This window comes from Glutamicibacter sp. NPDC055354, assembly GCF_053644955.1.
In genome coordinates this window covers 1,027,889-1,050,077 of sequence record NZ_JBSHMB010000001.1, presented here as the reverse complement: position 1 = coordinate 1,050,077, position 22,189 = coordinate 1,027,889, and the positions used below count along the sequence as shown (strand labels likewise).

The window sequence follows — 22,189 nt, the reverse complement described above, 5'->3', positions numbered from 1 at the left end:
CGCCAATGGCCCTCATCACCGAAGAATTACGTCAACGTGCTGCACTAGCGCCCGGTGATGAGGATTGGCTCCACCTCCTGGTGGGGGACTGGCAACTGGTCTCGGATCTAGCATTCGCAGACCTGGTGCTCTGGTTCCCCACCGGGGACGGTTCCTATACGGCTTTGGCACACGTGCGCCCTTCCACCTCGCATACCGCCTTCCATAGCGACTTCGTGGGAGAACGGATCCGCAAGGATCTGCGCATTATGGTGGACCGCGCTTGGGAAACCAAGCAAGTGCAACGCTCGGCCGAACAAGCCGGCAAAGATATCATCATGGGGTTGACCACGGTGCAGGCGATTCCGCTAGTGCGCCAGAACCAACCGGTTGCGGTCATCACTTCCCATTTCGATCCGAACCAGTCCCGCACACCCAGCAATCTGGAATTGGTCTACCGGCAAAGCGCTGATGACCTGTTGCAGATGGGTACCCAAGGGCTGTGGCCGGACTTCGCCAGCCCTACCGGCTCCCGCCGTGGCGCGCCGCGCGTCGGTGATGGTTTCATCCGGCTCAACGTTGATGGAGCCGTCGAATTCGCCAGCCCGAACGCTGTTTCAGCTTTCCGCCGATTAGGCGCAGCTGATGTCCTCCAGGGCCAGCCACTGGCTGATCTGACGATGGCACTGGTCAGCGACCGTCGTGTAGTCGACGAAACTCTTCCGCTGGTGCTCCAGGGCAAGATGCCATGGCGTACCGAGGTGGAACATCGCGGAGTCACCCTCTCCCTGCGTGCCATTCCGCTGCGCAACGAATCAAAGCGCTGGGGCGCACTGGTGCTGTGCCGCGATGTGTCCGAACTGCGCCGTCGCGAAAAAGAACTGGTCACCAAGGACGCTACGATCCGTGAAATCCATCATCGCGTGAAGAACAACTTGCAGACTGTCGCGGCGCTGTTGCGCATGCAATCGCGCAGGATGAGCTCAGAGGACGGCAAGCAGGGCCTGGAGCAGGCAATGCGACGAGTCTCCACTATCGCTTCGGTCCACGACTTCCTGTCCAAGGGCCTGAACGAAACCGTCAAATTTGATGATCTGATGGATCGCCAGTTCCGTCTGATCGTGGAAATCGCTTCTCCGGAGCAAAGGGTATCCACGCGTCGTGAAGGCGAATTCGGCATGCTTGACGCTGATTTGGCGACACCGTTGTCACTGGTGATCAATGAGCTGGTGACTAATGCCGTGGAACATGGACTAGCGCATCGCAACGGTGAAGTCGCGCTGGTTGCCGAACGCTACAAGGGTGCCGATAGCAAGGATTGGCTCCGGGTTGTCATTGAAGATGACGGCCACGGGTTGCCAGAAGAGCCACGCCGCGAGGGACTTGGGCTGCAAATTGTCCGCACTCTGGTTACCAGCGAACTATCGGGTGAAATCCGTTGGGTACAGAGCGAGAAGGGCGGGACCAAGGTGGTAATCGACATGCCATTGGATCTTGACCACCGTACAGGCTAGGAGCAGCCTGATCAGCTGCAACAAAAAAGAGGCGCTTCCAACACACCGTGTTGGAAGCGCCTCTCCTTTTGGCTATTTAGCGGTAATTCTTCATGTGAGCCTTGATGCTGGCTACATAATGCTTGGTGTCTTCGTACATGCCGTTGTTACGAACACCGGCCAGACCCTGGTAGTACGATGCGATTGCGTTGTCCAGGTTGTCGGTGTTGTCCAAATTGTAGGCAATTACTGCGACACCAGCGACAACGTTATCCCGTGGGTTCAGGACGTTCAGGTCCTGGCCAATGACCGATGCGATCCAGTCACCGGTGCTTGGCAGTACCTGCATGGCGCCAACGGCGTTAGCAGGGGAGACCGCACGCATGTTGAAGCCAGACTCCTGGTACGCGTGAGCCAACGCCAGAGCCGGGTCAACGCCCATGCTCTTTGCAGTGGAACGGATGAGGTCCTGCATCTCGCCGCGGCTCGGGACGCTGATCGAGTCAAGGTAGTCCTTGTTCGAGTTAGCATCTCGCACAACGTGATCTGCGTAGGTACGACCAGCGAAGCTATTGCCGATCTTCTGCTTCTTGACCTGACCCGACGGTGCAACCGAGGAGCCCGAAACCTTCAGCTTGGCGCCGATCTTCAATGGCGTGCTCGAGCTGTACTCGGGGTTCAAGTCCAGCAAGGTGGCCAGCTTCATGTCGTGGCTGGTCGCGATGCCACTGAGAGTATCGCCGGACTTCACGGAGTAGGCCGACGTCTTGGCCTTGGCCTTGGCCTTGGGCGCAGCAGTGCTCTTCGGCGAGGAGCTCGAAGACGACGTGCCACCCGAGACCTTGATCTTGCTGCCTGGGAAGATCGGCTTGCTGGCAGAGATGTCATTGGTCTTCAACAGATCGGACAAGCTCATGCCGTGCTTGGCCGCAATGCCGCTGAGCGTGTCACCGGACTTGACGGTGTAGCTTGAAGAACCGGAGGAGGAGGACTTCTTCTGGGAGGACTTCGACGAAGAGCCAGAGGACGAAGAACCCTTGACCTTGATCTTGTCGCCAGGGAAGATCACCTTGCTGGCCGAGATATCGTTCTTGCTAAGGAGCGAAGACAAGCTCATATTGTGCTTGATGGCGATGCTTCCGAGGGTGTCACCGTTCTTCACAGTGTAGGTTGAAGAACCCGACGAAGAAGAAGTTTTCTTCGTCTGCGTCGTATTGCTGGAGCTCGACGCCGAACCCTTGACCTTCAGCTTATTGCCGGGGAAGATTACCTTGCTTGCAGAGATGTCATTCTTCTTCAACAGATCAGACAAGCTCATGTCGTGCTTGCTCGCAATGCCGCTGAGGGTGTCACCGTTCTTGACGGTGTAAGTGGCGGTACTTGAAGATGACGAGCTCGAAGACTTGCCCTTGGAGCTGTTCTTCAAAGCATGACCGGAGACCTTGAGTGTCTTGCCGGCGACGATTGAATCATTCTTAAGATTATTGAGCTTCTTCAGCTCTGACACGGTTGTGTCATATTCCCGAGCGATGCTCCATAGGGACGCACCTGCCGGGATCTTGATTTCGGAAACATCTCGTTTAGCTGGCAATCCCAGCGTAGATACTCGCGAAGCGATCAGGTGGGCCTTGATCTGGTCTTCAGCGACCTTGATGGTCTCCGGAGTTACCGACTTGGCAAAGCTTCCTGAGGTGTTGGGAACAGTCATCGGTGCTGCCTGCGCTGCCGGAGCTAAGGCGAGGCTGCCAATGACCGCAGCGGGAATGGCCGCGCCTGCTACAACGCCTAACGCATGCTTGGAAGCATGTTTGGATTCGTGGGGCATGGAGTCAATCCTCATTTATACGGTGAAAATAACGGGCTTTGCTCCGCAGGTAACAGAGGGGAAGTGGTTCCCCATGTTGACTGTGATGCAATTGTTATCAAAGTGATACAAGAAAATTTACACTACTCCTGTGACTCATGGGAACTGCTGAGGTGAGTTTCATCCAAATTTCTGCGCGGATCAGGAATTTGTGGGAACCTTAAGGGGTGAAGGAAACCGTAGATCTCGTCGGCCAGTGGCTGACCCTGCCCGATGTGGCTGAAGAATTAGATGTAGATATTCGCCGCGTGCACCGACTGCTGGATGAGCGTGCCATTGTTTCGTTGAGAATTGGCGCTCGCAATGTCCGTTCGATCCCTGCAGATTTTCTCCAAGACGGAGTAGTGGTGGAAAGCCTGAAGGGCACTCTTTCGGTACTCTTGGATGCCGGCTTCTCCGATGAGGAATCGGTTATTTGGCTGTTCACCGAGGATGAATCGCTGCCCGGCACTCCAATGAATGCTCTGCGCACCGGACGTAAAACTGAAATCCGTCGGCGGGCGCAGGCCATGGGCTGGTAATGGCCCGGACGAACTAGCCTCAGTAATAACAAAAGGTCTCAACCGTATTCCATATCGCATGGATGGTTGAGACCTTTCGTTATGTCTTAGTAACGAATCGCTATTTACTTCTCTTTGTCACTGCATCACTGAGCTGCTGCATTCCCGCTAAGGCGAGGGGCGTGACGTGCAATGCGTTCAGGGCGAGATCTGATTGGGTGGTCAACTCACTAATGCTCTGCTCGGTGGCCGCCAGGGCCCCGCTATCGCGCAGAATACCGCTTAGTCTCAACACTTCTTCTTCGCTGAGATCCACTGCGCCGAGGCGACTCTGAATGAAGTCCTGTTCGTCAGAAGTTGATAGCAAGAGGGCGTGGGCAATCAATTCCGTGCGCTTGCCTTCTTGCAAATCGCCGCCGGTCGGCTTCCCTGTGACTGCTGGATCGCCAAACACGCCCAGAACATCGTCACGTAGCTGGAATGCCTCACCCAGCGGAAGCGCGAATGCGGAGTAGCGCTCCATAAGAGCCTCGCTGGCGTCGGCCAACGCGCCGCCAAGCAAGAAAGGGTTTTCAGTGGAGTATTTGGCTGACTTGAAGCGCACGATAGTGCGAGCTCGCTTGACCGCTTCCTTCGGATCGTAGGCGGGGCCCGCAGACTCTTCTAGAACATCAAGATACTGCCCGGCCATCACCTGGGTGCGCATCTGATTGAAGATGGTACGCGCCCGAGCGTTGAGGGAAGCAATACCTGAGAAAACTTCCTCGCTCAACGACAGGCATAGGTCGCCGGTAAGGATTGCGCTGGCCATGCCGTAGCTCGCTGCGCTCCCCGCAAGCCCAAGTTCTCGGTGCTGGGCCTCGAAGCGCTTGTGAACGCTCGGCTGACCGCGTCGTGTATCGGAATTGTCGATGATGTCGTCATGAATCAGCGCGGCTCCTTGGAAGAGTTCCAAGGCCACCCCGAGTTGGACGATGTCGCGTTCATCGGGCCGACCACCTGCACCGAGGTAACCCCAGAAAGCGAACAGGGCGCGAAGCCGCTTGCCGCCACGGGTCAGTGACGTGATCGCATTGACGATTTCGACGGCGCTGCTAGTAATCTGACCAACTTCAACGCTTTTCGCAGCCAGGAATTCTTCCAATAACTGAGCAACGTCAGAAGTGTAGGTACGGCTCAAGCTCTGGGCTTCAGTGTTGAGGTCCGGCACAGAATCAGGCATCGACATGCAAAATCATTTCTACGGGTAAACAACTAGTGGTTAGCAACAACTCTACCGGTGATTCCCGCCCGGCGAAGAAGGCACCCAAAGTACACGGGGTGCGAACGGAATCCGAATATACATTCGAGTAAGCTGGTGGTGCAGCCGAACGAGGGGAGAGGAATTGAAATGGTGGATCGTGCAATCCTCCATGTCGATATGGACGCCTTCTTTGTTTCAGTGGAACTGCGGGACCGCCCCGACCTAGTAGGCAAGCCAGTTATTGTAGGCCACCGTTCAGGCCGGAGCGTGGTGCTCTCTGCGTCTTATGACTGCCGAGCTCGCGGGATCCATTCGGCGATGCCGATGAGCCAAGCCATCCCGCTGCTACCACAAGCTACCGTGATCGAGCCGAGCCATCACAAGTACTCGCAAGCCTCGGCCCAGATCATGGCGTACTTCCGCACATTGACGCCTCTGGTTGAGCAAGTCAGTGTCGACGAAGCGTTCCTAGACGTTACTGGAAGCATGCGCATGCTTGGCGGGCCAGTGCAGATCGCTCAGCAGATCCGCGAATATATACGCAAAGAAATGGGACTGCCGGCCAGCGTGGGCATTGCAAGGAATAAATTCGTTGCGAAACTCGCTTCGACGTACGCCAAGCCTGACGGCATGGCGGTAGTTGCACCCGAGCGAACCGAAGAATTCCTGCACGAATTACCCGTGTCGAAAATGTGGGGCGTGGGAAAACGAACCGCTAGTCAGCTTCACTCCTTGGGGATTGAGACCGTGGGGCAACTCGCTGGCGAGCCAGAAGCAAGATTGATTAGCCGGTTGGGGGAACACGGCCGCGCCCTTTATTTGCTCTCGCGGGGGATCGATAACCGTCCGGTGGAGGTTAGCCGGGATGAGAAGAGCATTTCATCGGAACATACCTTTGCGGTGGATATCACCGATCCCCAGGTGCTTGAGGGCGAACTTTTGCGGCTGAGCCATAAGGTCGGTCAACGGCTGCGGCGGCACGGCAAATCAGCCAACGGTGTTGGGCTCAAGATCAAGTACAAGGACTTTTCTGGAATTACGCGTTCGAAGGCGCTCGCAGCTGCGACAGATTCTTCAACGAAAATTAGCGAGTCCGCGCTGGCCCTTCTGCGAAAATTGACCCCTATGCCGCAACCGGTCCGGCTGATCGGGGTGAAAGCTGAACGGTTGCAAGATTACGAGTTGGGTCTGCAATTTAGCTTGGACCCCCGCGAAGAGAAAGCCCGAGAAGCGGAACGCATCGCTGACCAGATCGGACAGAGATTCCCGCAGTCCATCGTGACCCCAGCACGTTTTCTGCGCCCCAAGGAATAAACACATTCTGTGTAGAACGTATGGATATCTGGACAGTGGGGAAGATCAACTAGCAGGGCGGGTGCAAAAGAGACTATCCTTGAATTAAGTTCGATCGAATTCAGGGAACTTTTCCCTTCGACCCGACGTTGAACTTGAAGACGGTGGACGACCGTCGAGATTGCCTTTGGAAGGAGAAGACGATGCCGCTATCGGAACACGAGCAGCGTTTGTTGGAGCAGTTGGAAAAGCAGCTGCATGAAGACCGTCGCTTCGCTTCGAGCATGAAAGGCCCATCGGGCACGGGACGTTTGTCGACCCGAAATATTGCTCTGGGTATCTTGCTGGTAATCGTCGGCCTAGCGGGACTCATCTTTGGAATCTCGCAGCACATCATCATCGTAGGCGTTCTCGGATTTGCGGTGATGTTCGCGGGTGTACTGCTTGCCCTGACTAAATCGGCTACTGGAAAAATTGGTCCGTCCAACGGAACGGGATCAAAATCTGCAGCCAAGAACAATTCGCAGTTCCTTTCCGGCCTGGAAGAAAAATGGAACCAGCGAAAGCGTGATCAGTCCGATAGCTGATCTGCATTGATATTGAGGTGTGACCCCTAGGGTTGCACCTCTTTTCTTGTTTAAGCCCGGCTTCTCACGTCCCTACGGTCACCGTGCACCTCATGCCGGGGCGCATGGGTTTCGTTCAATTCGGGAAGTTGGATGTCCTGGATATTCGGTGCGCCTATCTGAGGGCCGCGCGACTTTGCAAGTGATCTTGAATTCTCTGCAGATTCCAAGGTTCACGTCCACCTCGCCGGTCAGGCAGGCCCCCACTTCCCTCCCCAGGTTCCTCCACTTCCCACCACCGCGCCTAAAAATAGCTATATTCCGCGGATTTTGCGTGTGGAATCTCTGAAAAATACTGGATCATGCAGCGGGAGGATTCCCATCCCTCCACCTGAACATAGGCTGAGCATCCGCTAGATTCAGGTGTTTTTTAAGTCCAGACCCTCGCGAAACCACTGAAATTGCATTGACAGTGGAGGGTTGTGGAGTAAAGTGGAGGCAAGTAGAGGAGAATGGGGCTTCTGGCCACTTCACGGGAAAGGTGGTGTGCATGTTCCTTGGAACTTACACACCGCGTCTTGATGAAAAAGGTCGGTTGATTCTTCCAGCTAAGTATCGAGATGAGCTGTCCTATGGGCTGGTTCTCACTCGCGGCCAAGAGCGTTGCATATACGTTTTCAGCCAGCGGGAATTTGAGAAGCAGCACGAGCAGCTGGCGCAGGCATCCTTGACCTCCCGACGAGCACGCGACTATGCGCGTGTGTTCCTCTCAGGGGCCTCGGATGAAGTTCCAGATAAGCAGGGGCGCGTAACGATTCCGCAAGTGCTGCGCACTTATGGAGGCCTTGATCGGGAGGTCACAGTTATCGGTGCGGGTAACCGTATTGAAATCTGGGATTCGACCGCATGGCAGCAGTACTTGGATGAACAAGAAGACGTGTTCTCCGATACTGACGAAGATTAGGGCCTTGTGCCCTACACCGACAAAACACCACGTTTGTTGAGATGAGATCTCCAGCCACCTTGGGGTAGAAAATCGTCTGGCTTCACTTCCCCGGAGCCAGAAGGTTGGATCGCCACTCGGTTGGAGGGGGATCTGATCTCAACAGCAGATCGAAAGCGAAAGGGGGCGCAGTGCCAAATCAGGATTCCCAGCGACCAGCATCCGAACGCCACGTTCCAGTACTTCTGGACCGATGCGTTAATTTGCTAGCTCCAGGTATTGAGCGAGCCAATGCTGAAGGCCGTCGGGCAATTGTGGTTGACTGCACCCTCGGGATGGGTGGGCACTCCGAAGCCATCCTTAAGCGGTTCGACAATTTGCACCTGATCGGTCTAGACCGTGACGAGCAGGCTCACGAACTTGCCGGTGCACGGCTCGCCCCGTTCCAGGACCGCATCGACCTCGTGCACGCGGTGTATGACGAAATTGCGGATGTCGTAGAAGATCTGGGGTTCCCGGGGGTCGACGGTGTTCTGTTCGACCTTGGCGTTTCCTCGCTGCAGCTCGATGAGCGTGAACGGGGTTTCGCCTATTCGTATGATGCACCGCTGGACATGCGCATGGACACCTCTGTTGGCCCAACTGCCGAGGACCTGGTCAACGACTTGGAACGCGACGAACTGCTTCGAATTATTCGACAGTGGGGCGAAGAGAAGTTTGCTGGACGCATCTCGACGGCAATCGTCGAGGCACGCGCCAAGAGCCGCATCACTACCACTGCTGAACTAGTTGAAGTGATCCGCAGCGTTGTGCCCGCGGCGGCAGCTCGAAACCACGGACACCCGGCCAAGAGGACCTTCCAAGCATTGCGTATTGCAGTGAATGAGGAACTTGACGTCTTGGAACGTGCGATCCCGGCGGCAATGGGAGCTTTGAACGTCGGCGGAAGAGTCGTCGTGATGAGTTACCACTCTTTGGAAGACAAAATCACCAAGCGGCACTTCGTCCATGGATCTACCTCGTCGGCCCCTCCGGGATTCCCGGTGGAGCTGGACGAACACAAAGCTGAATACAAGGTGCTCACCAAGGGCACCGAGAAGCCAAGCGACCACGAAATAGCAGAAAATCCACGTGCAGCCTCAGCCCGCTTGCGAGCTGTGGAACGAGTGTTGAAGAGGAGCTAGCATGAGCCAACGAGCCCAGCGCCGCGTGCAGAAGACCGCAGCCGTGAACAACCAGCCTGTTGTCGACGGTAATACTGCGCGTGCAATGCGACCCGAGCCCGTCCCAGCTAGCAACCTGCCTAAAGGCGATTCGCGTCAGCGCGTAACTCTTTCGTTGGTTCCTAAGATGAACGAAACCAGCAAGCGCTCCATGTTCACAATGTCTGCGGTGCTCGTTGTCTTGGCATTCAGCGTGATCGTTACGTTGGTGCTGCTCAATACTTCTGTAGCTCAGCGGCAGTACGACATCGTGAACTTGCGTTCGCAAGAGCGTGCGCTTTCCCAAGAGAATCAGGCACTGCTGAAGGAGGCCCAGTCCTTGGCGGCGCCACAGGCACTGGCCGCCAAGGCAAAGGACCTCGGTTTGGTTTCGCCAGGTGCTCCAGGGCTGATCAGCCTGTCTGAGGGCAAGGTTGCCCAAGACGCTGAGAAGGCGGTCAAGGCAAAGAACAGCAAGCAGGAATACGGAACTATTCCGCTGCCGGGCGACAGCATCCGCAAGGGTGAAAGCAAAACTGAAGCCAACGCATCAAACACGCCGAAGACCACTGTGGGTAAAGCCTCAGCAGATTCACAGAAGGAGTCCGGTGCCACTGAAGGTTCCAAGGAACCAGAGGTGAAGCCGGAGAAAGCTGAACGTGAAGTTGCCAGTGATGGCCGCCCAGTGTTCAATGACGCTGAGCTTAACGGGGGCACGATCCCTGCACCAAGCATCAAATCCCCAGCAGAGTAGTTAGCCCTTTCTAAGCTAGATACAGGTGGCCTACGCTGCTGGAAAACCACGCTGAGGGAAAGTTAGGTTCTTTTGTGAGCTCGACGGCAATCGACACTGCGAAAAAGCGAATGCGCTTTGTGCTGCTCCTCTCCGTGGTTTTGCTGCTGGTGATCCTGGGCCGGCTGGTCTGGGTCCAGGGCATCAACTCGGCAACCATTGCCAACGCTGCACAGGAAAACCGCGAACGCGTTGAAAACATTGCGCCAAATCGAGGATCCATCGAAGACCGCAATGGCACCACCCTCGCCGTCTCAGTAGACCGCTATGATCTGGTCATCGACCAGCGCGAGCAGGGTGAGAACATTCGCCGTGCGAAGCGGGATGGAACCAATGGCCAGGAACGCATCACGTGGGACCAAGCCATTGACGAACTAGCCGATACCCTTGACCAGGACCGTGAGGAACTTGCCAAGAAGGTTCGCCCGCAGGGCGACGCCAAGCCTAAAGGGTACGTCATGCTCGCCAAGAGCGTGACCCCGGAAGTACGCAACGAAGTCCTCGAAATCGGCATTCCGCGACTTGCCTCATTGCTGCGCAGCGAACGCCAGTATCCGCAAGGCGTAATTGCAGGACCACTGCTGGGGTTCGTGCGCAACTCCGAAGACCAAACAGCCGTGGTGGGAGCCGAAGGCCTGGAACTGAGCCAGGAGGAACACCTGGCCGGCACGGCCGGCAGCCGCAAGTTCGAGATCAGCGCCGATGGCGTGCGCATTCCCGTCACCGAGGTCGAAGAAACTCCTGCAGTCGATGGCCAGGACGTCATCCTGACCATCGACTCGGACATCAACTACGTTGCCCAGCGTGCAGCAGAAAAGAAGCAAGCTCAGTTCAACGCTGAGTGGGTTTCCGTGGTCGTCATGAAAGCGGATACCGGCAAGATCCTCGCCATCGGCGACTCCGCTGAATTGGACCCGAATGATCCAGGCGCTACCAAGCCGGAGTTTCGCCGCTCCACCTCCATCACCCGTGCTTTCGAGCCAGGGTCCACAGGCAAGGCCGCGATCTTCGCGGCGGCTATCGACCAGGGCGGAGTGGATCCGCTGACCGAGATGCGTGTGCCGAATAAGAAGACGTTCACCAAGGAAACCATCAATGACTCGTTGGAACACCCAACGTACGACATGACGGTCTCGGGCATCTTCGCCCGTTCCTACAACACCGGCACCGTGATGGTCGGAAATACCATGAGCAAGCAGACCCGTTACGACTACATGCGTGCCTTCGGATTGGGTTCGCCCATCCGCGTCGGCTTGAATGGCGCTAGCGCTGGCCAATTGGCGCACCCCGATAATTGGGACCGCCGCCAGCAGTACACCACCATGTTCGGCCAGGGCTATTCGCAGACCGTGCTGCACACCGCTTCAATTTTCCAGTCCCTGGCCAATGGCGGCGTTCGCCTTTCGCCAAGCCTGATTGAGGGCTACCGCAACGAAGACGGTACCATCACCAAGATCCCCGCACCGGAAAAGAAGCGCGTGGTCAAGAAAAGCACCGCTGACGAAATGCTCAAGCTCATGGAATCGGTCGTTGACGACGGTACCGGATACAAGGAGCGTATTCCCGGGTACCGCGTGGGCGGCAAGACCGGTACAGGCCAGGCGGCAAGCGCCAAGGGCTATGACGGATATACTTATTCCTTTGCAGGTGTCGCTCCCTTGGAAGATCCGCAGTTCGTCGTCGTGGCAACCATGTACAGGCCAAAGGGCAACTGGAAAGACTTCTCGGTAGCTGACACGTTTACCGATGTTATGAGCCATACTCTCAACACATTCAATGTGCCACCGAGCACGACAAAGTCAGAGGCGTATGACGTCTTTGTAGGTGAGGATCAGAAGAAATCTTGGTAGTCCAGAACCCCGACACTCCGCGTGAGCTAGAACGGTACCTACGCCCAGAGAGCATCGCCGGTCTTGGCTTCGACCAGCTCTGCGGCACAGCTGGCGCGGTGCGAACTGGAGCGCTGCTCAATGCCGCTCCGCAAATCCTCGGCGTCAGCCTCAACCCGCAGATCGTACAGAGTGGTGACGTCTTCCTGGGTATTTCCGGCGCCAAGCGCCACGGTGCCGAATTCGTGGAAACCGCCATCGGCAACGGTGCTGTCGCACTGATCACCGATACTGCAGGACTCGAATTCCTCAGCGATGACCTCTCGATCCCGGTGGCAGTCGTTGCAGATGTACGCAAATCCGCAGCCGTGATCGCGCAGAGCGTCTACGGAACCGACCAGCGCAGCCCGAAGCTGTTCGCTGTCACCGGCACCAACGGCAAGACCACCACAACCTTCATGATCCGCGCGATCCTAGACGCACTGGGCGAAGAAACCGGCCTGATCGGCACGATTGAGATGTCCGCCCGCGGGCAGATCATCCCCAGCGTGCTGACCACCCCGGAGTCCACCCAGCTGCACGGCGTGCTCTCGCGCATGGCGCAGCAGGAAGTCACGTCGGTGGCCATGGAGGTATCCAGCCACTCGCTGAGCTATGGCCGCGTTGACGCCCTGCGCTTTGCCGTTTCCGGTTACACCAACCTGACCCAGGACCACTTGGACCTGCACGGCACGATGGACGAGTACTTCGAAACCAAGGCCGAACTATTCACCGCGGAACGCTCCGAGCGCGCAGTGGTCATGGTCGACGATGAATACGGCCAGCGCCTGGCCGAGCGCGCGCTGGTGCCTACCGAGACCCTGAGCCTCGACGGCGAGCACCCTTCGGCGCACTGGAGGGTTGCCGAACTGGCGCACTGCGGATTGGGCCACAGTTTCACCCTGGTGCACCGGGATGGGCGCCAGCTGCGGACCCGCACCCTGCTTCCAGGTATGTTCAACGTCGCCAACGGGGCGCTGGCGGCCTTGATGGTGCTGGCCGGCGGTGCGGACCTCGAAGCCCTGCAGCAGGCCTTGGACTCCAAGGATCCGCTGTCGGTCGCCGTTCCAGGGCGGATGCAGGTCGTAGCCGAATCTCCGGTAGCCGTAGTCGATTTCGCCCATAATTCGGATGCACTGGCAAAGGCTTTGGATTCCATCCGTCCGGGGGAGCAGGGACGCCGGATCGTCGTCTTCGGCGCCACCGGAGAGCGCGATAAGACCAAGCGCCCGGATATGGGAGCGGTGGCAGCCCGCCACGCGGATATCGTCATTGTGACCGACGACGACCCGCACAGCGAAGACCCGGCTCCGATCCGCGCCCAGGTTGCCGCCGGAGCACAGCAAGTTCTCGATTCCGAGCGTCCGCAGGTGCAGCTTCACAACATCGCGCCACGCGCCAAAGCCGTAGAGTTCGCTGTGAGTTTGGCCGAAGCCAACGACGCGATTCTCGTGGCCGGGCGGGGACATGAAGTCAGCCAAGACGTCGCGGGAATTGACGTGGAACTGGATGATCGAGTGGAACTAGCGAAAGCACTGAATCTTCATGGATTTGTGACCAATTCCTAGAACGTACAAGTCCACTATCGCCACCGCTCAAGTGTAAAGTCCTTATTGCCATGATTGAACTGTCTCTGACCGACCTGCTGGAAATCACCGGCGGAAAAGCGACTGCTACAGCCGCCTCCGACACGGTGATCACTTCCGTGACCACTGACTCGCGCGAAGTCGTCCCGGGTGCCTTATTCGTCGCCAAGCCCGGAGAATTCTCCGACGGGCACGCCTTTATCGACCGTGCACGCGCCGCCGGCGCAGTGCTGGCCCTAGCCGAACGCATTACCCACGATGAAGACCGCAGGGAACACCCGGCGATCATCATTGAAGACGCGGTAGAAGCAATGGGCAAAATTGCCGCGCACATCGTTGCCCTTCTCAAGGAAAAGAACGACGCCAAGGTCGTGGGAATCACCGGTTCGGCCGGCAAGACCACCACCAAGGACCTGCTCGCCGGTATTCTGTCGCAAGTGGCGCCGACCGTGTCGCCCATCGGTTCGTACAATGGCGAAGTCGGCGTCCCGCTGACGGTATTCAGCGCCACCGAAGAGACCAAGTACTTTGTCATCGAGATGGGGGCCACCGGCATTGGCCACCTGACGTACCTGACAGATATGGTGCACCCGCAGGTCGGTGTCGTGTTGTGCGTCGGTACCGCCCACGCCGGCGAATTCGGCGGGGTGGAGAACATCGAGAAGGCCAAGGGCGAACTCGTTGAAGCCCTGCCAGCCGATGGCACGGCCATCTTGAATGCTGAAGACCCCCGCGTGGCACGCATGGAGTTGCGTTCCGGGGGAGTCGTGCGCTTCTTCGGCACCGGAAAGAACAAGCCGGAAAACGCTGGGGTCTGGGCCACCGACGTTGTTGTTAATTCCCACGGGCAGCCAGAGCTCACTCTTGAATTCCCTGGCGGCTACAGCAAGCGCATCACCTCGGGCCTCCTGGGACGCCATCACGTCTCGAATATCCTCGCCGCGGCCAACGCTGCACTGGCCCTGGATATCGCACCGGAAGTGATCGCCGCAGGCCTGGAAGGCCGCGCTGCCGGCAGCCGCTGGCGCATGGAGCGCATCGAGCGCGCTGACGGCGTGAGCATCATCAACGACGCGTACAACGCGAACCCTGAATCAATGCGCGCTGCGCTGGTGACCCTGGCCGAATTGGGCCTGGGCGCCGACGGCGCACCGGGCCGACGCACCTGGGCAGTCCTGGGCGAAATGCTGGAACTGGGCGATGACAGCATCCACCAGCACGACCTGCTGGGCCGCATGGCAGTTCGCATGAACATCAAGAAACTTGTAGTGGTAGGCCGTGGCGCAAAGCCCGCCTACAACTCCGCTGTGCTCGAAGGCAGCTGGGGCGACGAGGCCTTCTACGTTGAAGACGTAGATGAGGCTCGCGCGCTGCTGCAAGAGCAGCTTCAGCCAGGCGACATCGCCTTGTTCAAGTCCTCTAACGGGGCCGGTCTACGCTTCCTCGGCGACGACATTGCAGCATTCGCGAAGGAAGGCGACAACGCATGATCGCATTGATTCTGGGGGCCGGCATTGCCCTCGTGCTGACCATGGTGGCCATGCCGCTGTACATCCGCCTGCTCACCAAGAAGCAATACGGCCAGGTCGTGCGCGACGACGGGCCGAACTCGCACGCCATCAAGTCCGGCACCCCGACCATGGGCGGAGTGGTCTTCGTCCTGGCCGTGTTCGTGGCGTACTTCGCCACCCATGGCATCCTTTCGCTCATGGGACGCACTTCTTCGGGAATTACCGCCAGCGGAATGCTGGTCCTGATGCTCTTCGGCGGCATGGGGCTGGTCGGCTTCCTCGATGACTTCATCAAGATCTTCAAGAAGCGCTCATTGGGCTTGCGCGCCTGGCAGAAGATTGTCCTGCAGGCATTCTTCGGCATCAGCTTCGCCGTGCTGGCCTTGCAGTTCCCCAATGACCAGGGCCTGACTCCGGGCTCTACCGCGATCTCCTTCCTGCGCGACACCAACATCGACCTGGCCTTCGCAGGCCCGATGCTGGGCATGATCCTGTTCGTGCTCTGGGCGAACTTCATCGTTACCGGTGCTACCAACGGCGTGAACCTGACCGATGGCCTGGACGGACTGGCTACCGGTGCCTCGATCATGGTCTTCGGCGCCTACACCCTGATGGGAATCTGGCAGCAGAACCAGGCCTGCAGCAACATGGACTCGCTGGACGTCTGCTACTCGGTACGCGACCCGCAGGACCTGGCCCTGCTGGGGGCCACCCTCTCCGGTGCGCTGATCGCCTTCCTCTGGTTCAACGCCAAGCCGGCGAAGATCTTCATGGGCGACACCGGATCGCTGGCCATCGGCGGCGCCGTGGCTGCCTTCGCGATCCTCTCGCGCACCCAGCTGCTGCTGGTGGTAATTGCCGGCCTGTTCGTAATCATCTCCCTGTCGGTGATCATCCAGGTGGGCTACTTCAAGCTCTCGGGCGGCAAGCGCGTGTTCAAGATGGCGCCGCTGCAGCACCACTTCGAGCTTTCGGGCTGGTCCGAAGAAAACGTTGTTATCCGATTCTGGATCCTTGCCGGCCTGTTCGTGGCCGCGGGCCTGGGTCTCTTCTACTCTGAATGGGTTGTCGCACTGTGAGCGTAGACGCTGGCAAATCTCTTGACTCGCTAACCAGCTGGGATGCTGATTGGAAAGGCCTGCGCGTAGTCGTCGCCGGACTGGGACTCTCCGGATTCTCTGCGGCCGACACCCTCATCGAGCTGGGTGCCATCGTCACCGTCATCGACGGCCGCGATGACCAGCTGAACCAGCAACGTGCCGAGACGCTGAAGATCGTCGGGGCCCATGAGGTGCTGCTGGGCGACGGGAACGTCCAGGCCCTGCCGTTGGTCGATGGCAAGCCGGCCCAGCTGGTCATGGTTTCCCCAGGCTGGAATCCCCGTAATCCGGTCATCGCAGAGGCCGAGTCCGAGGGCATCGAGATCTGGAGCGATATCGAGCTGGCTTGGCGCGTGCAGAACCGTGCCGGCCACACAGCACCACAGTGGCTGGCGATTACCGGCACCAACGGCAAGACCACCACTGTGGGCATGACCGAGGCGATCCTGCGCGCCGATGGGCTGAAGGCCATCGCCGTCGGCAACGTCGGCACCCCGATCCTGGATGCCGTACGCGAACCGGTGGACTATGACGTATTCGCCGTCGAGCTCTCCAGCTTCCAGCTGCACTACACGCATAGCATTTCTCCGCTTGCCTCGGTGGTCTTGAACCTGGCCGAAGACCACGTGGACTGGCATGGCGGCTTCGACAACTACAAGGCCGCCAAGGCCAAGATCTACGAACGCACCCAGGTAGCAGCGATCTTCAACGCCGCCGATGAGCGCACCATCACCATGGTGGAAAACGCGGAAGTCATCGAAGGCTGCCGTGCTATCGGCTTCACCACCGATACCCCAGCAGTATCGATGGTGGGTGTTGTCGAAGGCCTGCTGGTGGACCGCGCCTTCATCGAAGAGCGCAAGACCAGTGCCGTGGAACTGATCGCCCTGAAGGACATCGGCGAGATTGTTCCGCGCCACACCGCCGCGAACGCGGCTGCCGCGGCGGCGCTGACCCGCGCGTACGGAGTGAATGCAGAAGCTGTCGCTGCGGGTTTGGCGAACTTCGACTCCGGCGATCACCGGATCCAGGCCGTCGCCCGCAAGAACGACATCCTGTGGATCAATGATTCCAAGGCCACTAATCCGCATGCGGCCGATGCTTCGTTGGCCGCATTCACCCGTGTGGTCTGGATTGCCGGTGGCTTGTCCAAGGGCGTGGAATACGGCGACTTGATCGCCAAGCACGCGCAGCGCCTGGCCAAGGTCTTGCTCATCGGCACCGACACCGCCGGTTTGCGCCAAGCACTCGCTGCCCACGCGCCAGAGGTTGAAGTCATCGACATCACCGGAGCAGCGCAGGGCGGTGACGGTTCGGTTCCGAGCGGCGCCCAGGTCATGACGCGTGCGGTCTCCAAGGCTGCCGAAGTAGCCGAAGCAGGGGATACCGTGCTCATGGCTCCCGCCGCGGCCTCGATGGACCAATTCAGTTCCTACGCCCAGCGTGGCAACGCATTTATCTCTGCCGTCAGTGATCTGATGGATAAAACTGGCGAAGACCAGTAATCGAAAGCTGACCGAATAAACGACACCGAGGCAGGAGGCACCGATGGCGATGAAAATGAACAAGAAGCCAGCAGGTTCCAAAGCCGAACTCCCTTGGTACGTGAGATTCGGCAGGATGCTCGGAACCGTCGAGAACTCCAGCGGCCGCATGGCCTCCACCGACTACTGGCTGGTGCTCGTGGGCTCCATCGTGCTGGCCGTTTTCGGTGTGGTCATGGTCCAGTCATCGGCGTCGGTTGAAGCGATCGCGAAGGGCAGGGACGGTTTCACCGTGGCGCTGTCCCAGGGTGGCTTTGCCGCCTTGGGTATTCTCTGCATGCTGGTCATGCAGCGGATCAAGCCGGAAACGCTGAAGCGGCTGGCCTGGCCTTCCGTTATTGCGGCAGTGGTCCTGTTGTTCCTCGTGGCGTTCACGCCATTGGGCCATACGGTGCTCGGCAACCGAAACTGGATCCGCATCGGCGGCTTCGGCCTGCAGCCCAGCGAGTTCGCCAAACTGGCGTTGTCTGTTTTTGCCGCGTTCATGCTGGAAAAGAAGCAGCATCTGCTGCACGACATCAAGCATTTGGTCGTCCCAGTGGTTGCCCCGGTGGGGGTCTTCATTGTTGGCCTCATCGTGGTCGGCAAGGACGTAGGTACAGCGCTGGTCTTGTTGATGATCATTGCCTCGGCGATGTTCTTGGGCGGCATCCGGATGAAGTGGCTGGCGGCGTTTTCGGTGGTCGGTGTCCTGGGCCTGTCCGTGGCGATCTTCGCTTCCTCCAACCGCCGCCAGCGCATCCTCGCTTGGCTTGATACCGATTGCGGCCCGAGCAGCGACCTTTGCTACCAGGCCAGCATGGGCCTTCACGCCTTTGCCTCCGGCGGCTGGTTCGGTGTGGGCGCAGGCCAGTCCCGCATGAAGTGGTCCTATGTGCCTGAGGCGCAGAACGACTTCATCTTCTCCATCCTGGGTGAAGAGTTCGGCCTGATCGGCGTGCTGTTCGTCCTGGTCATGTTCATGCTGCTGGCCTTGGCGATGTATCGCATTGCAGCACGCGCCAAGGACTTGTACACCAAGGTGCTCATGGGTTGCCTGATGTCCTGGGTCATCGGCCAGACCTTCGTGAATCTGGGTACCGTCACCGGCGTACTTCCCGTGATCGGTGTTCCGCTGCCGTTCATTTCCTCCGGCGGCTCGGCGATGCTCGCCATCATGCTGGCAATGGGCTATGTCCTCTCCTCGGCCCGGGCACAAAAACTTGAATTCGAAGCAATGCTGGAAAAGAAACCGGCAAAGAGCAAGAAAACCAAATAGTGCGCCGCTATCGGCCGCTATCAGAAGCAGAGGCCCATCGCTGAATCTGCGGTGGACGTTGATCCTGCCCATTGGCAGGACGAAGGAGTACAGCAACAGATGAGCGAAGCACTTCGTCTAGTCGTCGCCGGCGGCGGAACTGCCGGCCATATCTCGCCCATGCTGGCCATAGCTGATGCCGTGAAGGCCGAGCATCCCGAAGCAATGGTCACAGCACTGGGTTCTCCCGGTGGTCTGGAAACCAAGCTGGTGCCGGAAGCCGGCTACCCGCTCGAACTCATCCCCAAGGCCCCGATGCCACGCAGCATCAACGTGGATCTGCTCAAGTTCCCTTTCCGTTTCATCAAGGCCATTAACAACGCCAAGAACGTTCTGCGCACTACCAAGGCCGAGGCCGTCCTGGGCGTCGGCGGTTATGTCTGCACCCCGGCATATCTTGCCGCGAAGCAGCTGAAGCTGCCCATCTTCGTGCATGAGGCCAACTCCGTTGCCGGCATGGCAAACAAGCTCGGGGCAAAGAACGCGGCATTCGTCGGAACCACTTTCGCCAACACCGGGCTGCCCGGTGAGATGCAGGTGGGCATGCCGATGCGCTCCAACGTTGCCACCATGGACAAAGCCGCGCTGCGAGGCGAAGCACGCGGGTACTTCGGTATCACCGGGCAGAAGCCGGTACTTCTGGTCACCGGTGGATCCTCCGGAGCACAGAGCATCAATACCGCCATCGAGCAGTCCCTGGACGAGCTGAACGCAGCTGGCATCCACACTATCCACATCACCGGACGCGGAAAGCAGATTCTGGACGCCTCGGGCAATCTGCTGTCCCATGAAGGCTACAGCCAGACCGAATACGTGGACCGCATGGACTACGCCTACGCCGTCGCGGATTTGATGATCTGCCGCTCCGGCGCGGGCACCGTCTGCGAACTGGCCGTAGCTGGCACGGCCTCGGTACTGGTTCCGCTGCCCATCGGCAACGGCGAGCAAAAGCTCAACTCCCGTGAACTGGTCGCTGCCGGGGGAGCCGTCCTGGTTTCCGACGCGGAGTTCACAAAGTCCTATATCAGCGAAAATGTCATCAATCTGCTGACCGATCAGCATAAAATTGAAAAGATGTCTCAAGCCGCTGCCTCATTGGGGCAGCGCGACGCCGCGCAGATCATGGCGCGACGGATTATTGATGAAGTTTCAACCCGCCGCCGTGCGGGTCAGGAAGGCTAGAACCATGGCACTGCGAGCCGACGAACTGAACGCCGATCTGGGCAAGGTACACCTGATGGGTGTAGGCGGGGTTGGCGTATCAGCGGTTGCACGGCTGCTGCTCGACTACGGCCTGGCTGTCTCCGGCACCGATGCCAAGGATCTCCCGGTGCTCGATGGCTTGCGTGAGCGCGGCGCGCGAATCCACGTAGGCTACGACCCAGCGAACCTCGGCGACGCCGACACCTTGGTGATCTCCTCGATCATCAAGGCCGGAAACCCGGAATACGACGAAGCCCTGCGCCGCGGACTGCGAATCTTGCACCGCTCCGAAGGCCTGGAAGCTACCATGCGCGGCCACGAGAAGATCGTGGCCATCGCCGGTACTCACGGCAAGACCACCACCACTTCGCTGACCGCCCATATGCTCAAGACCATTGGCGCGCGTCCGAGCTTCGCCGTGGGAGCGAATATTCCAAGCCTGGGCACCAACGCCGAGCTCGGATCCGGATCCTACTTCGTGGCCGAAGCGGACGAATCCGACGCTTCCTTCCTCAACTACCGGCCGGATGCCATCATCGTGACCAACGTCGAAGCCGACCACCTGGATCACTACGGTACCGCTGAAGCAGTGCACCAGGCCTTCGTGGACTTCGCCAGGCTATTGCCGGCAGACGGCTTGCTGATCTGCTGTGCAGATGATGAGGGTTCCAACGATCTGGCGCACAAGATGCGCGCAGAGCGTCCGGAAATCCGCGTGCAGACCTACGGCTTCAGCGATCACGCCGACCGCCGCCTTTCCGATGCCTGCGCCACCGAAGACGGCCGCTTCACCGCAACCATCGAATGGGGCAGCGGACAAAGCCGCATCCTGGATCTGGCAGTGCCCGGCCAGCACAACCTGCTTAATGCTGCCGCCGCATTGTCTGTCGGCATTGATGCAGGTGTGGACGTTGACGAAGCGCTGCAGGCGCTCTCCAGTTTCTCCGGGGCAGCTCGCCGATTCGAATTCAAGGGTGAAGCCGCAGAGGTCCGTGTCTACGACGACTACGCGCACCACCCGACCGAGGTGCAGGCAGCGCTGACCGCCGGCCGTACGGTGGCCGGCACCGGCCGGCTGCACATTGTCTTCCAGCCGCACCTGTTCAGCCGTACCCAAGAGTTCTTCCGCCAATTTGCCCAGGCCTTGTCCCTGGCCGATTCGGTGGCCGTGCTGGATATTTACCCGGCACGTGAAGAACCTATCGATGGCGTGGACAGCGAACTGATCGCATCGCGCATCGAGGTTCCTGCCCAGGTACTTTCGCCGGCAGCCGCTGTAGCGCACGTCGTTGAGCAGTCCGAGCCGGGCGATGTCATCATGACCATTGGCGCCGGCGATGTCACAGCGCTAGGTCCAGACATCGTCAAGTCGCTGAGCTGACGAATTCCGTCCCGAGTCCGAGGCCATCGCAGTTGGTCCACTTCCGTCTACCAAGGTGATCCATGGGTGAAGCAGCAAAAGTCGTAGAACTTCCGGAGAGCCCGGAGAAAAAACGGCGCAAGATCCTGATTATTCTCGCGGCATGCATCGTCGTGCTCAGCCTCGCTGCGGTTTTGATCTTGAGCTTCTCACCGGTGATCGCTGCCAAGAAGATCGAAGTAACCGGCACCAAGCTGGTCAATTCCGAGAAGCTGGGGAAGTCCCTTCAACCATTGAAGGGCGTTCCGCTGCCGCGGATCTCTGAATCGAGGGTCCAGGAGCTGATCGGCGAGCAGCCGGCTATCGACGAAATCGTGGTCAAGGCCCAGATGCCCAACACCTTGGTCGTTGAGGTAATCGAAGCTGTGCCGGTGGCCATCTTGCTGGAGGGCAAGAAGCAGTACCTGGTCTCCGAGACCGGCAAGAAGCTTCGCACCGTCGGCAAGAATGACAAGGACAAGTTGCCCAAGATCAAGGCCACCGACGTCACTGCTGATCCGGAGCAGTTCAAGCTGCTGACCGGAATCTTGAGCACCGTTGACAAGAAAGTGCTCAAGGAAGTCTCAACGGCATCCTTGTCCAAGGCAGGGTTCGCCGAACTGGCGTTGCCGAAGAACCGTACTTTGATTTGGGGAGACGCCAAGAAAGCGGCCCTGAAAAATGAAGTGGCGACGATCTTCTTGAAAGAGCTTGAGAAAAAGCACGCGGCCAAGACGACCATCGACGTCACCAACCCAGAAAATCCCGTGGTCTATTAAGTCGCGGTGCTCTGGGCGCGGGAAGA

Annotated in this window: 18 protein-coding genes; 16 read left to right on the top strand and 2 right to left on the bottom strand. The window is 58.7% G+C overall.

The features are described from left to right. The first annotated feature begins 5 nt into the window (after positions 1 to 5). The gene (locus ACWICV_RS04830; protein WP_105656813.1) at positions 6 to 1,493 is read left to right on the top strand and encodes a sensor histidine kinase; all 1,488 of its coding nucleotides are present in this window, start codon (positions 6 to 8) and stop codon (positions 1,491 to 1,493) included. Positions 1,494 to 1,569: 76 nt separating this feature from the next. Here the strand turns inward: ACWICV_RS04830 and ACWICV_RS04825 are convergent, their stop codons facing one another. Further along, the gene (locus tag ACWICV_RS04825; protein ID WP_454090664.1) at positions 1,570 to 3,297 is read right to left on the bottom strand and encodes a LysM peptidoglycan-binding domain-containing protein; all 1,728 of its coding nucleotides are present in this window, start codon (positions 3,295 to 3,297) and stop codon (positions 1,570 to 1,572) included. Between the two features lie 206 nt (positions 3,298 to 3,503). On the opposite strand from ACWICV_RS04825, the gene ACWICV_RS04820 reads away from it, so the two are divergent. Then, positions 3,504 to 3,857 (top strand): Rv2175c family DNA-binding protein, encoded by a 354-nt coding sequence (locus ACWICV_RS04820; RefSeq protein WP_105656811.1) that lies wholly within the window; start codon positions 3,504 to 3,506, stop codon positions 3,855 to 3,857. A gap of 100 nt (positions 3,858 to 3,957) precedes the next feature. Here the strand turns inward: ACWICV_RS04820 and ACWICV_RS04815 are convergent, their stop codons facing one another. Next, a complete protein-coding gene (locus ACWICV_RS04815; protein WP_400288285.1) occupies positions 3,958 to 5,064 on the bottom strand; it encodes a polyprenyl synthetase family protein in 1,107 nt (368 codons plus the stop codon). 162 nt (positions 5,065 to 5,226) lie between these two features. Here ACWICV_RS04815 and dinB point away from each other — a divergent pair, with 162 nt between their 5' ends. The 14 genes from dinB to ACWICV_RS04745 all read left to right on the top strand — a co-directional run bounded on the left by dinB (position 5,227) and on the right by ACWICV_RS04745 (position 22,163). Then, positions 5,227 to 6,393 carry a DNA polymerase IV gene (gene dinB / locus ACWICV_RS04810; protein ID WP_400288283.1) on the top strand — a complete coding sequence of 389 codons (1,167 nt, stop codon included), beginning with the start codon at positions 5,227 to 5,229 and terminating at the stop codon, positions 6,391 to 6,393. A gap of 182 nt (positions 6,394 to 6,575) precedes the next feature. Continuing rightward, a complete protein-coding gene (locus ACWICV_RS04805; protein WP_105656808.1) occupies positions 6,576 to 6,959 on the top strand; it encodes a DUF3040 domain-containing protein in 384 nt (127 codons plus the stop codon). Between the two features lie 529 nt (positions 6,960 to 7,488). Further along, on the top strand, positions 7,489 to 7,902 hold the full coding sequence (mraZ, locus tag ACWICV_RS04800; RefSeq protein WP_038990697.1) for a division/cell wall cluster transcriptional repressor MraZ: 414 nt from the start codon (positions 7,489 to 7,491) through the stop codon (positions 7,900 to 7,902). 170 nt (positions 7,903 to 8,072) lie between these two features. Then, the gene (rsmH, locus tag ACWICV_RS04795) at positions 8,073 to 9,065 is read left to right on the top strand and encodes a 16S rRNA (cytosine(1402)-N(4))-methyltransferase RsmH (RefSeq protein ID WP_454090665.1); all 993 of its coding nucleotides are present in this window, start codon (positions 8,073 to 8,075) and stop codon (positions 9,063 to 9,065) included. A 1-nt stretch (position 9,066) separates the two neighbouring features. Next, on the top strand, positions 9,067 to 9,837 hold the full coding sequence (locus ACWICV_RS04790; protein ID WP_105656806.1) for a hypothetical protein: 771 nt from the start codon (positions 9,067 to 9,069) through the stop codon (positions 9,835 to 9,837). Between the two features lie 74 nt (positions 9,838 to 9,911). Beyond that, positions 9,912 to 11,726, top strand: coding sequence for a peptidoglycan D,D-transpeptidase FtsI family protein (locus ACWICV_RS04785; protein ID WP_332727142.1), 1,815 nt, complete (start codon positions 9,912 to 9,914; stop codon positions 11,724 to 11,726). Further along, positions 11,720 to 13,312 carry a UDP-N-acetylmuramoyl-L-alanyl-D-glutamate--2,6-diaminopimelate ligase gene (locus ACWICV_RS04780; RefSeq protein WP_105656805.1) on the top strand — a complete coding sequence of 531 codons (1,593 nt, stop codon included), beginning with the start codon at positions 11,720 to 11,722 and terminating at the stop codon, positions 13,310 to 13,312. The genes ACWICV_RS04785 and ACWICV_RS04780 overlap by 7 nt, the downstream gene beginning before the upstream one ends. 50 nt (positions 13,313 to 13,362) lie before the next feature. Further along, positions 13,363 to 14,820 carry a UDP-N-acetylmuramoyl-tripeptide--D-alanyl-D-alanine ligase gene (locus tag ACWICV_RS04775; protein WP_400288277.1) on the top strand — a complete coding sequence of 486 codons (1,458 nt, stop codon included), beginning with the start codon at positions 13,363 to 13,365 and terminating at the stop codon, positions 14,818 to 14,820. Next, entirely contained in the window at positions 14,817 to 15,920 is a 1,104-nt protein-coding gene (gene mraY, locus ACWICV_RS04770; RefSeq protein WP_105656803.1) for a phospho-N-acetylmuramoyl-pentapeptide-transferase, read from the top strand. The genes ACWICV_RS04775 and mraY overlap by 4 nt, the downstream gene beginning before the upstream one ends. Then, positions 15,902 to 17,446, top strand: a complete 1,545-nt coding sequence (gene murD / locus ACWICV_RS04765; protein ID WP_402470821.1) for a UDP-N-acetylmuramoyl-L-alanine--D-glutamate ligase — start codon at positions 15,902 to 15,904, stop codon at positions 17,444 to 17,446. The genes mraY and murD overlap by 19 nt, the downstream gene beginning before the upstream one ends. 43 nt (positions 17,447 to 17,489) lie before the next feature. Next, a complete protein-coding gene (gene ftsW, locus ACWICV_RS04760) occupies positions 17,490 to 18,743 on the top strand; it encodes a putative lipid II flippase FtsW (protein ID WP_400288274.1) in 1,254 nt (417 codons plus the stop codon). Between the two features lie 99 nt (positions 18,744 to 18,842). Then, positions 18,843 to 19,964, top strand: coding sequence for an undecaprenyldiphospho-muramoylpentapeptide beta-N-acetylglucosaminyltransferase (gene murG / locus ACWICV_RS04755; RefSeq protein WP_454090666.1), 1,122 nt, complete (start codon positions 18,843 to 18,845; stop codon positions 19,962 to 19,964). Between the two features lie 4 nt (positions 19,965 to 19,968). Beyond that, entirely contained in the window at positions 19,969 to 21,366 is a 1,398-nt protein-coding gene (gene murC / locus ACWICV_RS04750; RefSeq protein ID WP_454090667.1) for a UDP-N-acetylmuramate--L-alanine ligase, read from the top strand. A 62-nt stretch (positions 21,367 to 21,428) separates the two neighbouring features. Then, a complete protein-coding gene (locus ACWICV_RS04745; protein ID WP_332730616.1) occupies positions 21,429 to 22,163 on the top strand; it encodes a cell division protein FtsQ/DivIB in 735 nt (244 codons plus the stop codon). Positions 22,164 to 22,189: the final 26 nt, after the last annotated feature.

Coding starts and splice junctions, on each gene's coding strand:
- ACWICV_RS04815 (WP_400288285.1), bottom strand. CDS start 5,064: ATGTCGATGCCTGATTCTGTGCCGGACCTCAACACTGAAGCCCAGAGC.
- murC (WP_454090667.1), top strand. CDS start 19,969: ATGGCACTGCGAGCCGACGAACTGAACGCCGATCTGGGCAAGGTACAC.
- ACWICV_RS04790 (WP_105656806.1), top strand. CDS start 9,067: ATGAGCCAACGAGCCCAGCGCCGCGTGCAGAAGACCGCAGCCGTGAAC.
- ACWICV_RS04745 (WP_332730616.1), top strand. CDS start 21,429: ATGGGTGAAGCAGCAAAAGTCGTAGAACTTCCGGAGAGCCCGGAGAAA.
- ACWICV_RS04775 (WP_400288277.1), top strand. CDS start 13,363: ATGATTGAACTGTCTCTGACCGACCTGCTGGAAATCACCGGCGGAAAA.
- murD (WP_402470821.1), top strand. CDS start 15,902: ATGGGTTGTCGCACTGTGAGCGTAGACGCTGGCAAATCTCTTGACTCG.
- dinB (WP_400288283.1), top strand. CDS start 5,227: ATGGTGGATCGTGCAATCCTCCATGTCGATATGGACGCCTTCTTTGTT.
- mraZ (WP_038990697.1), top strand. CDS start 7,489: ATGTTCCTTGGAACTTACACACCGCGTCTTGATGAAAAAGGTCGGTTG.
- ACWICV_RS04805 (WP_105656808.1), top strand. CDS start 6,576: ATGCCGCTATCGGAACACGAGCAGCGTTTGTTGGAGCAGTTGGAAAAG.
- ACWICV_RS04825 (WP_454090664.1), bottom strand. CDS start 3,297: ATGCCCCACGAATCCAAACATGCTTCCAAGCATGCGTTAGGCGTTGTA.
- ACWICV_RS04830 (WP_105656813.1), top strand. CDS start 6: ATGGCCCTCATCACCGAAGAATTACGTCAACGTGCTGCACTAGCGCCC.
- mraY (WP_105656803.1), top strand. CDS start 14,817: ATGATCGCATTGATTCTGGGGGCCGGCATTGCCCTCGTGCTGACCATG.
- ftsW (WP_400288274.1), top strand. CDS start 17,490: ATGGCGATGAAAATGAACAAGAAGCCAGCAGGTTCCAAAGCCGAACTC.
- murG (WP_454090666.1), top strand. CDS start 18,843: ATGAGCGAAGCACTTCGTCTAGTCGTCGCCGGCGGCGGAACTGCCGGC.